The organism is Microbacterium sp. ZOR0019 (assembly GCF_000800925.1).
Classification (GTDB): Bacteria; Actinomycetota; Actinomycetes; order Actinomycetales; family Microbacteriaceae; genus Microbacterium; species Microbacterium aurugineum.
This window is the reverse complement of the sequence record NZ_JRKC01000066.1, coordinates 17,368-31,569: the sequence shown is the minus strand read 5'-3', so window position 1 is coordinate 31,569 and position 14,202 is coordinate 17,368. Positions and strand designations below refer to the sequence as shown.

Sequence of the window (14,202 nt, the reverse complement as noted above, 5' to 3'; positions counted from 1 at the left end):
AGATCGGCGGGATCACCGGCGACCGCCCGCAGCAGCCACTCCCGCCACTGGCCTGCCACGCCGAGGAAGCCGTGCGCGCACAGGGCCTCGAGGGTCAGAGCGGCATCACGCAGCCAGACGTAGCGATAGTCCCAGTTGCGCCTGCCTCCGATCTCCTCGGGCAGTGCCATCGTCGCCGCGGCTGCGATGCCGCCCGTCTCATGGTTGGTCAGCGCCCGCAGGATCAGCAGCGACCTGACCACCTCGTCGCGGTGCGGGCCGTCGTGCGAGATCCGGTCGGCCCAGTCCTGCCACCACTGCTTCGTCGCGCCGAGTTCCTTCTCGCCGTCGAGGGTGGGAGGGAGGTCGAGGTGCGACGGGAACCAGGTCAGGTGGAGGTCGCGCGTCTCACCGGCGGTCACCGTCAGCTCGCCACGATGCTGATGGTCGATCGGCTCCAGAGCGGCACCACGCACGGCCACGGCATCGGGACCGCCCATCGCGACCAGACACGGGGCATCGTGCGAACCGACCTGACGCACCCACGGCATCACCCTGGCGTAGTCGAAGCGGATGCTCAGCCGCTGCTCGAAGCGCATCGAGCCGCGCACCCCGACGACCCTGCGGATGAGGTCGCTCCGACGGATGGCGGCATCGGGGTCGAGGCCGATCGGCATGAAGTCGTGCACTTCGGCGACCGCGTCCCCGCTCTCCCACCGGGTCACGAGCACGAAGGTGTCTTCGTCGTATCGCCGGGTGCTCACGGCCCCGGGGTCTGTCGGATGCAGCAGCCAGCGACCGTGGGACTCGTCTCCGAGCATGGCCGCGAACGTCGACGCCGAGTCGAGCCGCGGCAGACACAGCCAATCGATGCTTCCCGCGCGCGAGACGAGCGCCGCCGTGCGGCAGTTGCTCAGCAGGGCATAGTCCTCGATGCGCGTGGTCATGCGTGGTCGAGCAGGTCTTCTCGGACCTCGATGCCGTCGACCTGGAGATCCTCATCCAACTGCACGAGAATCCGCGCATCGGGGAACTGCTTCGGCGAGAGGAAGGCGAGCAGCACGGCGTCGGCGAACACCACGACCGACGTGGCCTCGAGGTCATCACGCAGATCGATCTGCTCGACGACCGGCTCATCGTCGACCGCATCGTCGATCTCGGTCGCCACCTCGTCGACCACGGCCCGCCAGCGGGACTCGCTGACCGACAGGATGCGCGAGATCGCAGCGATCAACGCCTCCTGGTCGATCTCGTCGTCGTGGTCGCCGTCGAACTCGGGATCGACGTTGACCTTCACCACCGTGCCTGCCGCGTCGATGCTCGCTCTCCCGTACACCAGGCCGTTCTCGGCGACCGGTTCATCGATCACGCCGCTCTCGACGATGCGGGTGAGGAGGGTGTCGAGCGCAGAAGAGGTCATGCCTTCAGTCTTTCGCATCCGCAGCACCCGTGGGCGGTCGTCCCACACGCAGAAGCGCGGTGAGGATGGCCGCGCCCGCTGTCAGGAGCACCGCAACGACGAGCACCCCGGAAGCTCCCGACCGGCCGTAGGCGATGCCGGCGAGCACGGGACCGCCTACCGCACCGATGTTCAGTGCCGCCGTCGCGTAGGCACCGCCGAGCATCGGCGCTCGGGACGCCTGCCCCACGATGCGGGCGATCAGCGCCGAGCCCACGGCGAACGACGCCGCGCCGCAGAGCACCGCACCGCCGAAAACCACCGGCGCCAGCTCGACGCCCGCTCCGAACGCCGCCCAGGCCACGGTCAGCACGACGGTCCCGACCGTGATCCACGTGCGCTCGACGGGGGCCGCCCACCGTCCGGTGGCGGCAACGCCCAGAAGTGCTCCGGTCCCGAAGGCGGCCAGGAGCGCGGGGATCGCTGTCGCCTCGACACCGGCATCCGCACCGATGACCGCGAGGAACGTGAACACACCAAAGGTCGAGGCATTCACGAGCACGGCGAGCACCACCGCGACGAGCACCGGACCTCGGCGGAGCTCGGCCAACTCCGCACGCACGCCGAACCGCCGCGCCGGCGGGAGCGCACCGAGCGTGCGGTCGCGGAGGAGCGCGACGACGGCGGGGAGGCACAACAAGACGACCGCCCAGAAGGTGGAACGCCACCCGAAGGCGTTCGCCAGCGCGGCCCCGGCCGGAACGCCGATGATCGTGGCGAGGGTGGTCCCCGCCAGGAGCACGGCGACCGCCCGCGTCGTCTGCGCCGGCGTCACGATCCCTCGGACCGTCGCCAGGGCGATCGCGAGGAAACCCGCATTCGCGAGCGCCGCGAGCACTCGGGTGATGAGCAGCAGGCGGAAGTCGGACGCCACCGCCCCGACCACGTGAGCCGCGATGAACACCACCAGAAGGAGTATCAGCGCCCGCCGGGGGCGCCACCGGCCGGCGAGCACGACCATCGCGGGCGCACCGACGACCATGCCCGCGGCGAAGGCCGAGGTCAGCAGGCCGGCGGTCGACGGTTCGACCCCCAGATCACGGGAGAGAGGGAGAAGGAGACCCGCGAGCATGAACTCGCTGGTGCCCTGGGCGAAGATCGCCAGGGCGAGGACAGGAACGAGGAAAGGCATGAGCATCCAGTCGGACGGACGCCGCACACGCCGCGAGGAGGCGGGCGGCGAGAAGGAAAAGAGGGGTCGACGGCGATGCGGGGAGCGCACGACGTGCGCTGCACCCGCGATCTACGGTCTGTCCGACTCAGGGCTCACGCCTCAACCCTAGCCGGAGCACAGACGCACGACACACGCGCCGATAGGCTCTATGCCGTGCCGAACGCCGAATCCGCCACCGCCGACCTCCGCCGCCTCGCCGACGCCCTTGTCGGCGCCGAACCGCTGAACTGGGTGATCACGGGCGATTCCATCACCCACGGCCTGGTCCACACGCAGGGGGTCCGCAGCTACCCGGAGCACCTGCACGAGATCATCCGGGGCGAGCGCGAGCGCGTGCGCGACGTGGTCGTGAACACGGCGATCAGCGGGCACCGCATCAGCGACATCCTCGACGACTGGGGCCGCCGCGTCGAGTCCTGGCGGCCCGATGTCGTCACGCTCATGATCGGCACGAACGATGCCGCGACCGGCGGCGAGCGCACCGAGGTCTCCCCGGAGGAGTATGCCTCGTCCCTGCACGACTTCGTCGTCCGCGTGCGCGGACTCGGTGCCGTCCCGGTGCTGCAGACGCCGCCCGCGATCGATGTCGCCAACGCCCCGGAGCGCGCGCGGATCGGCGAGTTCGCCGCAGCGGTGCGTCGGGTCGCCGCGGACGACCACGTCATCCTCGTGGATCAGTTCGCCCGCTTCGCCGCGCTGGGAGACGGCGAGGTGCCGTGGGGCCTGATGAACGATCCCTTCCACCCGAACGCCGCCGGGCACGCCGCGCTCGCCCTCGAGCTCACGACGGCGCTCGGTCTTCACCCGGCGGGCGCACGGAGTCGGACTGTGGCACTGCTCGAGGGCGTGGTCGTCGCCGCACGCCTCCGCGGTTAGGCACCACGGATCACGACGTCGCCGCTGCTCTGCGTGCGCGGCTCGCCGAGCAACGCACTGCTCCGGATGGACAAGCCACTCGGTGACCGGGGCGAGGGGGTGAACCCCGGTCACCGGGTAACACGTTATCCACTACCCGAGGGCTGCGGGTGATGTACCGATATACGTTCGTCGTTCCTGATCGGCTGACTTTCGGCCGACACCTTCCGCCCTGGCGTTGCCCACCGATATCTCGGAATATCGTAGAGCCGGGGACCTGGGGAGGTTGGGGTGTCGGCATTTGTCGCGCAGGGGGATGGACATGTACCGCGAGTATCGGCGCACGCGATCAGTCGGCCGCGGCTGACCGCCGCACTCGAGACCGACACACCTCTGACGCTCATCCGCGCCGCGTCCGGGTCGGGCAAGACGACCGCCCTCGTGGAGTGGGCGTCCGCCACTGCATCGCGCGTGGTCTGGATCACCGCCTCGCCCGCCATCGCGCCCAGCGCTGCGCTCGCCCGCGCTCTGCTGCGAACCCTGCCGGGCACAGACGTCGCACACGACCTGGCGGAGGATGGATGGCCTGCCGTGACCTCGCGCCTGCGCCACGCGGAAGGTTCTCTGGTCGTGGTACTCGACGACGCGGCCCCCGTGGACCGCGAAGGCGTGTTCGCCCTGTGCCGCGCCATCGCCACCACCCCGCGGACGCGGCTGATCGTCGCCACCAACCGCCCCAGCCCCTTCGACAGCGAAGGTCTGGATCTCGTGATCGACACGAAGGTCATCGCGCCGTCGGACCTCATGTTCGACACCGAGGAGATCTCTCGCGCGCTCGGGGTCGATGACGACAGGGCCGGCGAGATCCGGGAGGCGACCGCGGGCTTCCCCGCGCTCATCCGTGCCCTCGTGCTGCGCGGGGCCGGAACGGACACCGAGTCGCTTCGCGCCGCGAACACCGTGATCGAGGACTATCTGCAGGACCGGCTCGCCGAGTGCGCGTTCGACACGCAGACCCTCGAGGGACTGCTGCGCATCAGCGTGACCGATTCGGTCGATCTCCCCCTGGCCGTCGCACTCACGCGTGACCCCGACATCGCGAAAGCCCTCGACCAGGCCGAGACGTTCGGCTTCGGTCGGTGGTCGGACGATGGACGCGAAACCTTCGCCCTCACCCCGCTGACGCGTGGCATGCTGCGCCGTGAACTCCGTCGCACCCTTCCGGGCGAGGTCGCACAACTCCGACGCATCGCAGCCGAGGGAGCGATACGTCGCGATCTGCCTCTCGAAGGGCTGCGCCTCGCCCTGGAAGACGACGACCTGCGCCTCGCGAAGCACGTCACGATGTCCGGGTGGAACCGCCTGCTCCACCGTGACCGGCGCGCGGTCACGGAGCTGCTCGCCGACGTCCCTGTGGCACGGCTCAAGCAGGAGCCGCTCGTGGCCATGCTGCTGGGGATGAGCCTCAAACCCAGCAGGCTCCGGCGTCAGCGCGGACTCCAGCTGCTGCGCCTGGCGGTGGCGGCGGCGAACTCCCGTCGGGCGACCCTCTCGGCGACGGAGCGGATCTTCATCTGGGCGGCGGAGAGTGCGTCGCTGCGCGCCATCGGCCGCCCGGAGCCGGCCGCCCAGATGGCCGCGCGAGCCCTGGCGCTGTTCCAGGAGACACCGGAATCGCAGTGGCAGCAGTACGCCCGCGATGTGCCGCTCCTGTGCACGCACATCGGCATCTCCCTGTACTTCGGCGGACAGCTGGACGAAGCCATCGAGGTCTGGGAGCAGGCCACGGCTCTCGCCGCGGCGCACGGGAGCACGAACGGCTTCCACGGCATCTGCCTCCTCGCGGGTGTCCACGCCCTGAACGGCGACCTGCCCGAAGCGCGGCACTACTTCTCCCTCGTGCGCGACGGCGAGTGGGACCCGGAGCTCCTGGACAGCTACCAGAGCACGTTCTACCGGATCGCCGGTGCGATGCTCGCGGTGGAGGACGGCGACCTCCCGGCGGCGAAGCAGCACATCCGCTTCTTCGAGCCGTACCGAGCGACGAGCGAGCACTGGACGACGATGGCCTCCGTGGAGGCGTGGATCGCCCTGCACGAGGGAGATGCAGCAGGGGGTCTGGAGCGCCTCGAGTCTTTCACGCGCCTCCGAGGGAGGGAGGCGAGCGCCGCCCACGTGCGCCACGCGCTCTCCCGGCCGCGGGTGCTGCTGCACCTCGCCCTCGGTGACGTCGGCACCGCGAAGAGCATCGTCCAGCGCGATGCCGGGTCCGATCGTTTCGGCACCGTCGTGAAGCGAGCACGTCTGGCTCTCATCGACGGCGCAGCCGCTGACGTGGTCCGACTCCTGGGACAGACCCGCCTGCGTCCCTCCACGGCCCGAGAACGCGCCGAAGCGCTGGCGGTGCACAGCGCCGCCCTGCGCCGGGTGTCCCCGGCCGCCGCGCAGCCGTCGAGCGCGACGTTGAGCGCGCAGCTCGCGGACCGCGGCCTCACCACTCCGCTCGTGCTCCTGGGCGCGGAGGACTTCGGTGCGGTCCGCGCCGACCTCGATCCGACCGGTCGCGCCACCTTCCCCCGGCGATCCGCTCTGCCGTCCTTCGCGAGCCGCCCTCGCCTGACCCCCCGTGAGCAGGTGGTGCTGCACGCACTGACATCCGGTGCGCCGCTGCCGACGATCGCCGCTGAGCTGCGCGTCTCGCAGAACACCCTCAAGACCCAGCTCCGCAGCATCTACCGCAAGCTCGACGCCGGCAATCGCTCCGAGGCGTTGGAGCAGGCGGCCCGTCACGGCCTCCTGCCCGACTGAGCACACGCCGAAGGCCCCGCCCGTCGCATCACGACGGACGGGGCCTTCCCAACGAGCGTCAGGCCTGGGAGCGGCGTCGGCGCACGATCAGCAGCACGGCACCGCCGAACAGCAGAGCGATCGCCAGAGCCAGCACCCACGGGGCCAGGATTCCGCCGGTGAGCGCGAGCGGCGTCAGCACCGGGTTATCGGTCGAACTCGTCGGCGGCGTGATCGTCTCACCGCCGGGAGGAGTGGCCGTCCCCACAGCCACGTTGTGCAGCTTCGCGCCTGCCGCGTCGACGTGCACGATCACGGAGTACGTGATCGTGATGCTCTCACCCTGGGCGAGGCTGCCGCTCCAGCGCAGCTGGTTCCCGTCCACCGCGGGAGCCGCGACCGCGCGGTCGCCCACGACCGCGGTCGCACCGGGTCGGAGGTCGGCATGCCGCAGCACTCGGGAGAGGTCATCCGTGATGACGACGTCATCCAGCCCGGTCTCCCCCGTGTTGGTGCCGACGAGCCGGTAGGTGACCACGCTTCCCGCGGCCACGGCCTTCTCTGAACCGGGATCGGCCGTCTTGACGAACGTGAAGCCCGGGGTACCGACCGGGTTCTCGGTCGTCACGGGAGGCGGCGTGAGCTCCCCGCCACCCGGCGGGGTGGCGGTTCCCGCGACCGTGTTCGCGATCGTCGCACCACCTGCGTCGCCGTTCACGGTCACCGAGTACGTGATGGTGACGCGCTGACCGACGGCGAGCGCGCCCGACCAGGTGAGCTCGTCACCGTCCACGACCGGAGCGGGCGCGGATCCGTCGATCACGGTCACCGTGGCGTCGTCGTTGTAGACGGCGTGGGCGAGGACGCCCGAGAGGTCGTCGCTGATGCTCACCGGCGCCAGCGCGGTCTCTCCGGTGTTCACGCCGGTCACCGTGTAGGTGATGACGCTGCCGGGGTCGACGCGGGTTCCCGACGCGGGGTCGGCCGACTTGCGGAGCTCGAAGCCGGGCTCGTTGACCGGGTGCTCCGTCGTCGCCGGCGGGGTCTCGATCGGCGGCACACCGCCGGGCGGGGTCGCCGATCCCGAAGCCGAGTTCTCGAGGATCGCTCCCCCGGCATCCTCCTGCACGGTCACGGAGTATGTGATCGTGACGGTCTCGCCGACCGGGAGGGCTCCCGTCCACGACAGGCTGTCGCCGGAGACCACCGGAGCGGTCGAGGCGGTCGTGCCGATCAGGGCGGCCGCGTCGTCGTTGTAGTCGGCGTGGGCGAGGACGCCGGAGAGGTCGTCCACGATCGCGACCGGATCGAGGGCCGTCTCACCGGTGTTCACACCGGTCACCGTGTAGGTGACGACGCTGCCGGGGTCGACCGCCGTGCCCGCCACCGGGTCGGCGCTCTTCGACACCGAGAATCCGGGGACGTTCACGGCGTTCGTCGTGGTGCCGGGCGGCGGGGTGATGACGGACCCTCCGGGCGGGGTCGCCGTCGCGCTCGCGCTGTTCTCGAGCACAGATCCGACGCCCTCGGGGCCGACCGTCACCGAGTACGTGACGGCGACGGTCTGACCGACGGCGAGCGCACCGGACCAGTCGAGCTCCGCGCCGTCGACCGTCACCGCGCCGGCGGGCAGACCGCCGATCACGGCCACGGCGTCGTCGTTGTACGAGGCGTACGGCAGCACCTTCGAGAGGTCGTCCGTGATCTCGACAGGGTCGAGCACCGTCTGACCGGTGTTGACGGCCGTCAACGTGTAGGTCAGCACATCACCGGGATCCACGGCCGTGCCCGCAGCCGGGTCGGCGGTCTTGGCGAAGGTGAAGCCGGGCTCGTTGACCGGGTGCTCCGTCGTCGCCGGCGGCGGCGTGATCGGCGTGCCCGGCGTGGTGGGGCTGTCCGGGTCGCTCGGGTCCGTCGGGATGAGTGGCGTCGCCGTGCCCGTGGCCGTGTTCGCGATCGTCTCACCCCCGGCGGTCGGGTCGACCGTCACGGAATAGGTGATGACGACGTTCTGACCGGGGAGCAGCACGCCGCTCCAGTCGAGGGCGTCGTCCACCACGCTGACGTCGCCGCGGGTGGCCGTCACGTCGTCGTTGTACGAGGCATGAGCGAGCGCGCCGCGCAGGTCATCGGCGATCGAGGCAGGGTCGAGCACGGTGTCACCCGTGTTCGTGCCCGTGACGGTGTAGGTGATCACGCTGCCGGGATCGACACGCGTCCCCGATGCGGGGTCGGCGGACTTCGCGACCGTGAAGCCGGGGCTGGCGACCGGGTGCTCCGTCGTCGACGGCGGCGTCGTGACCGGGGTACCGGGCGTGGTGGGGCTGTCCGGGTCGGTCGGGTCGGCCGGGATGAGGGGGGTCCCCTCGCCCGTGACGGTGTTGCGCAGCAGCACGCCGGTCGCGTCGGCGTCGACCGTCACCGTGTAGGTGATGTCGACCCTGGCGCCGGGAGCGAGTGCCCCGGTCCAGGTGAGCGTCGTGCCGTCGAGCTCGACGGCTCCGGTCGATGCACTCGCGTCGCCGCCGTACTGAGCGTGGGCGAGCACGGCGGACAGGTCGTCGACGATGGACGCGGGGTCGAGCGTCGTGTTACCCGTGTTGACGCCGGAGATCGTGTACGTGATCGTGTCGCCCGCGCGCACGGCGGTGCCGGAGACGGGGTCCGCGGACTTCGTCACCTCGAGGCCGGTGTCGACGACCGGGTGGTTCGTCTCCGCGGGCGGCGGGACGATCGGGGTCCCCGGGGTCGTGGGACCGTCGGGGTCGGCCGGATCGACCGGGATCCGCGGTGTGGCCGTGCCACTGGCGACGTTGTTCAGCAGCGCCTTCTGGACCCCGGCATCGACGGTCACCGAGTAGCGGATGGTGACGGACTCGCCGCGGGGCACATCGCCCGTCCAGGTGAGCGTGTCGCCGCTGACGGTGACGGAGCCGCGGTCGGCGGTCACGTCGTCGTTGTAGCCGGCGTCATCGAGCACGCCCGACAGGTCGTCGACGATCCGGGCCGGATCGAGGTCGGTGTCCCCCGTGTTGGTTCCGGTGATCGTGTAGGTCACGGTGTCGCCGGCCGAGACGGCGGTGCCCGAGGCGGGGTCGGCGGACTTGCTGATCGTGAAGCCCGAACCGATCACCGGGTTCTCAGTGGTGACCGTCGGCGGGACGATGGGCTCGCCCGGCACCTGCGGCCCGTCGGGGTCGCTCGGATCCGGAGTGGTGGGCGTCGCGGTACCGCTGACGGTGTTCTTCAGGATCTCACCCGAGGTTTCGGCCTCCACGGTCACGGAGTACGTGATCGTCACGGTCTGTCCGGGCTGGAGCGTGCCGGTCCAGGCGAGGTCGTCGCCCGTGATGGTCGCGGCGCCCGCGGCGACGGGTGCGCCGTCGATCTCGGTGGCGACGTCGGAGTTGTAGGCGGCGTGTGCGAACACGGCCGACAGGTCGTCGGAGAGGGAGGCCGGATTCAGCACCGTGGCACCGGTGTTGGTGCCGGTCACCGTGTACTCGATGGTCTGCCCCGGCTCCACGACGGTGCCGGACGCGGGGCTGGAGCTCTTGGCGACGGTGTAGCCCGCCACGGGGTGCTCGGTCGTGACCGCGGGAGGATCGACCGGGGGCAAGCCGCCGGGAGGGGTGCCGGAGGCGGTGACGCTGTTGGCGATCCGCTCTCCTTCGACATCGGCGTCGACGATCACCGAATACGTGATGGTGAGCACCTGACCGGGCTCGAGCGCGCCGGTCCAGGCGAGGTCGTCACCGGTGATGGTTGCGGCGCCGGATGCGACGGGGGAGCCGTCGAGCTCCGTGGCGACGTCTCCCTGGTACTCGGCGAACGCGAGCACGCCGGACAGGTCGTCGCTCACGCGGACGGGGTCGAGGATCGTGTTGCCCGTGTTCTCCGCCTCGACGGTGTACGTGATGCGCTGACCCGCCTGCACGGCGACACCGTTGGCCGGGTCGGAGGTCTTGCGCAGCGCCAGGTCGGGTGCGAGACGTACGTTCGTGAACGTGCAGGTGACGTCGGTGCCGAGCGCACCGGCGGGCTGGACGACGCTGCCGTCTGCGGTCACGGCGACCGGAGACGTGGAGCGGTCGGATTCGACCTGCACGCAGTCGAGCGATTCGGCGTACCGGGTGCTGTCCGTGGTTCCGGATGCGGACTCGGAGAGGCGGAAGGTGTCGCCCTGGTTGGTGAACACCGGTCCGGCGTAGTCCGGCTGCAGCCCCGTGGCCTCTCCGCGGGTGGTCGCGTCCGTCTGCGCGACCTGATAGCCGGCCGGCGACTGCACACGCAGGGCGAACTGGTCGGTGGCGGCGTGACGCCCCTCGGGGAGGTCCTTCTTCAGCGTGAGGGTGTTCGGGAAGGTGCAGCTGGCCATGTCGGTCGGCCCGAAGGTTCCGATCGAGGTGGTGTTGACGGTCACGCCGCGGGGGAGGTCGACCTCGATGATGCGGTTTCCGCCTCCGGAGACCGACACGAAGATGTGGCCGAGGTTTCCGAACGCGATGCCGTTGCCCTGCACCCCGTCGCCCATGTTGTGGACCTGCTTGGCCTCGATGGTCGCGGTGCTCGGCGCGAGCGAGGTGGGAAGGTCGGACGAGTAGATGACATTGTCGGCCACGAGCACGAGCTGGCCCGAGGCGCTGAAGGCCATGTCGCCGTTGGCGCCGAACGCGCTGCTGCCGGCGGTGGGGCGGAGCGTGCCGACCTGCACGTAGGCCTGCGGAGTGACGCTCTCGTTCCAGGCGTAGAGGTTGATGGCACCGCTGACGGTACCGCTGGCGAAGTAGTAGACGCCGGTCACCGGGTGGACGGCACCTCGGAGCACGGAGGAGTTGAGCGTGAACGTGGTGCGGCTCGTGGAGTCGGTCACGCGGTCATGCTTGGCCAGCACCTTGGATCCGGCCGCATTGGTGACCGTGTAGGCGTAGCGGCCGCTGGAGGAGATGCCGAGGGCATTGTTGGAGTGGTCGACGCCGAGGGTGGTGGAACCGAGCGTGCCGCCGTTTCCCGGGGTGCCGCCCTGCTCGTCCACGATGAACTCGCGCACCTCGGTCGTGCTCTGCACGTACACGGCGCCCGGCGTGCAGAGGAACGGGTCAGCCGCGATCGCGGGAGCCGCCGTGAGCGTGCCTCCGATGAACACCATCGACGAGGCGACCAGCGCCGTGCTCAGGGCGCCTCCGATCAGCTTCTTCGCGCGGCCCCGCCAGCGGCTGTGCCGCTCGGACGGAAGGCCATCGGTTGTGCGGTCCTTGCGGGCAACACGAAACCCCATGACAATCTCCCCATTCATCGCTTCCCCGTTGCGCGTTCGCACACGGATACCCCCGCCCCCTCAGGCGACCGCCGAGCACCACTCCGACATGGCGAACTCGGCTCGGGCCATCCGCCAGACTGCCCGGCCCGCGACAACCGCTCCGGCCGATCCCGGAGAATTCACCCCGCCTTTTCACCCCGCGTGGCGGTCGCTTCTCGGACACGGCACGCCCCAGCGCCGAGACCCGTCTCGGTCATCTGCTTGCCCATCAGGTCCTCCCTTCCTGTCGTTCGGTACTCAGTGTTGCTGGGTACCGGTACAAAGTATCACCGAGTACTGGTACTTAGCAACACCGAATACTGAACTCTTGCCCGTGCTCAAGGGCACTCTGGAGGGCATCGTCCTGGCGCTCCTCGCCGAGCAGCCGGCCTACGGATACGAGATCACGACCCGCATCCGTGACCACGGGTTCACCGACATCGCCGAGGGCACGATCTACGCGCTCCTGGTGCGCATCGAGCAGAAGAAGCTCGTCGACGTCGAGAAGGTCCCGAGCGAGAAGGGGCCGCCCCGCAAGGTGTACACCCTGAACGCGCAGGGCCGTCAGGAGCTCGGGGAGTTCTGGAAGACCTGGGACTTCCTCCGCACGCACATCGAACGACTGAACAACACGAACGAGGAGAACTGATCATGGCCGCGAAGTGGATCGAAGCGCTCACCGGATCGCTCGAGCAGAAGAAGCAGTACAAGCAGGCCAAGGCCCGCATCGACGCCCTCCCCTCTCCGTACCGCGAGGTGGCGAACGCCCAGTACCGGTACTACCTCTACTACGGCGGCATCACCGACGGAGACACCATCGTCACCATGTTCCTCGACCTCGCGGATCTGTGGGAGCGAGCGGCCATCGACGGCACCCCCGTCAGCACCATCGTGGGCGACGACCCCGTCGAATACGTCGAGGACTACGCCCGCGCCTACGGCGGAACCCAGTGGATCGACAAGGAGCGCGCGCGCCTCATCAAGGCGTTCGACGACGCGAGGAAGAAGGAGAACGAGTCATGACGAACGCCGCCATCTCGGTACGCGGTATCGAGAAGTCCTACAAGGATCTGCATGTCCTGCGCGGGGTCGACTTCGAGGTCGAGAAGGGCAGCATCTTCGCCCTCCTCGGCTCGAACGGCGCCGGCAAGACCACGATGGTGCGTGTCCTCTCCACCCTGCTGAAGGCGGATGCCGGAACGGCGACCGTGCAGGGTATCGACGTGGCCGCGAACCCGGTCGGCGTCCGGGAGCGCATCAGCCTGACCGGACAGTTCGCCGCCGTCGACGAGATCCTCACCGGACGCGAGAACCTGGTGCTGGTCGCGAAGCTGCGGCACCTGCCCGACCCCGGGAAGATCGCCGACGGCCTGTTGGCGACCTTCCGTCTGACGGATGCCGGCGGCCGCAAGGTCGGCACCTACTCGGGCGGTATGCGTCGCCGGCTCGACATCGCGATGAGCCTGGTCGGGCACCCCGAGATCATCTACCTCGACGAGCCGACGACCGGACTCGACCCCGAAGCCCGCATCGAGGTGTGGGACGTGGTCAAGGAGCTCGCGAACACCGGCACCACCGTGCTCCTGACCACGCAGTACCTCGATGAGGCGGAGCAACTGGCCGACCGCATCGCGATCCTGCACGAGGGCCGCATCATCGCGAACGACACCCTCGCCGGGCTGAAGCGTCTGCTGCCGGCCGCGAAGGTCGAGTACGTCGAGAAGCAGCCCACCCTCGAGGAGATCTTCCTCACCCTCATCGGCCCCTCGTCCACGCAGAAGGAGGACGCAGCATGACCATGCACTTCACCGCCGACACGGCGACGCTCACCGGCCGCTCCATGCGGCACATCTTCCGCAGTCCCGACACCATCATCACCACGGCGGTCACCCCGATCGCCCTGATGCTGCTGTTCGTGTACGTCTTCGGCGGCGCGCTCCAGCAGAGCACCGGCGCCGAGAACTACGTGAACTACCTGCTCCCCGGCATCCTGCTCATCGCGATCGCCTCGGGGATCGCTTACACCGCGTTCCGGCTCTTCACCGACACGCAGAGCGGGATCTTCGAGCGCTTCCACTCCATGCCGATCGCCCGATCGAGTGTGCTGTGGGCGCACGTGCTCACCTCACTGACCGCGAACGCGATCACCCTGGCGATCATCTTCGGTGTCGGATTCGTGATGGGCTTCCGCACCGGGGCGAGCTTCTGGGCCTGGCTCGCCGTCATCGGCATCCTGATGCTGTTCACCCTGGCGCTCACCTGGCTGGCAATCATCGCGGGCCTGAACGCCAAGACGGTCGACGGCGCGAGCGCCTTCTCGTACCCGCTGATCTTCCTCCCGTTCATCAGCTCGGCCTTCGTGCCGACCGACACCATGCCGGCGCCGGTGCAGTGGTTCGCCGAGAACCAGCCGGTCACCTCGATCGTCAACACCATCCAGGCGCTCTTCGCCGAGCAGCCCGTCGGCAACGACATCTGGATCGCCCTCGCCTGGTGCGTCGGCATCCTCGTGGTCGCCTACGTGTTCGCGATCATCTCCTACCGGAAGAAGGTCAGCTGATCTTCTCCCAGATCTGGCCCCACACCAGATGAAGGAGATCTCTGGAATCGAAGGCCCCTCAGAACCACTGAGTCCTTCAGATCAAGAGA

At 69.5% G+C, this 14,202-nt stretch carries 10 protein-coding genes; 6 read left to right on the top strand and 4 right to left on the bottom strand.

Annotation, left to right across the window (positions count from 1 at the left end):
* From L978_RS13895 to L978_RS13885, 3 genes are all read right to left on the bottom strand, one after another.
* On the bottom strand, positions 1-926 hold a 926-nt coding region (locus L978_RS13895; protein ID WP_047523894.1), incomplete at its 3' end, for a glycoside hydrolase family 15 protein.
* The gene (locus tag L978_RS13890; protein WP_052193764.1) at positions 923-1,399 is read right to left on the bottom strand and encodes a hypothetical protein; all 477 of its coding nucleotides are present in this window, start codon (positions 1,397-1,399) and stop codon (positions 923-925) included. The genes L978_RS13895 and L978_RS13890, both read right to left, overlap by 4 nt.
* A gap of 4 nt (positions 1,400-1,403) precedes the next feature.
* Complete coding sequence (locus L978_RS13885; protein WP_052193763.1) at positions 1,404-2,570, bottom strand: MFS transporter; 1,167 nt, start codon at positions 2,568-2,570, stop codon at positions 1,404-1,406.
* A 195-nt stretch (positions 2,571-2,765) separates the two neighbouring features.
* On the opposite strand from L978_RS13885, the gene L978_RS13880 reads away from it, so the two are divergent.
* The gene (locus L978_RS13880) at positions 2,766-3,488 is read left to right on the top strand and encodes an SGNH/GDSL hydrolase family protein (RefSeq protein WP_047523893.1); all 723 of its coding nucleotides are present in this window, start codon (positions 2,766-2,768) and stop codon (positions 3,486-3,488) included.
* Between the two features lie 270 nt (positions 3,489-3,758).
* Complete coding sequence (locus tag L978_RS13875; RefSeq protein WP_047523892.1) at positions 3,759-6,275, top strand: LuxR C-terminal-related transcriptional regulator; 2,517 nt, start codon at positions 3,759-3,761, stop codon at positions 6,273-6,275.
* Positions 6,276-6,333: 58 nt separating this feature from the next.
* Here the strand turns inward: L978_RS13875 and L978_RS13870 are convergent, their stop codons facing one another.
* Complete coding sequence (locus L978_RS13870; RefSeq protein ID WP_081997069.1) at positions 6,334-11,532, bottom strand: beta strand repeat-containing protein; 5,199 nt, start codon at positions 11,530-11,532, stop codon at positions 6,334-6,336.
* A gap of 349 nt (positions 11,533-11,881) precedes the next feature.
* Here L978_RS13870 and L978_RS13865 point away from each other — a divergent pair, with 349 nt between their 5' ends.
* From L978_RS13865 to L978_RS13850, 4 genes are read left to right on the top strand one after another with little or no spacing between them, the layout of a single operon-like run.
* Complete coding sequence (locus L978_RS13865; protein WP_047523891.1) at positions 11,882-12,202, top strand: PadR family transcriptional regulator; 321 nt, start codon at positions 11,882-11,884, stop codon at positions 12,200-12,202.
* 2 nt (positions 12,203-12,204) lie between these two features.
* Entirely contained in the window at positions 12,205-12,576 is a 372-nt protein-coding gene (locus tag L978_RS13860) for a DUF1048 domain-containing protein (RefSeq protein ID WP_047523890.1), read from the top strand.
* Positions 12,573-13,349 (top strand): ABC transporter ATP-binding protein, encoded by a 777-nt coding sequence (locus tag L978_RS13855; protein WP_047523889.1) that lies wholly within the window; start codon positions 12,573-12,575, stop codon positions 13,347-13,349. The genes L978_RS13860 and L978_RS13855 overlap by 4 nt, the downstream gene beginning before the upstream one ends.
* Positions 13,346-14,113, top strand: a complete 768-nt coding sequence (locus L978_RS13850) for an ABC transporter permease (protein ID WP_047523888.1) — start codon at positions 13,346-13,348, stop codon at positions 14,111-14,113. Before L978_RS13855 ends, L978_RS13850 begins: the two co-directional genes overlap by 4 nt.
* Positions 14,114-14,202 lie beyond the last annotated feature (89 nt).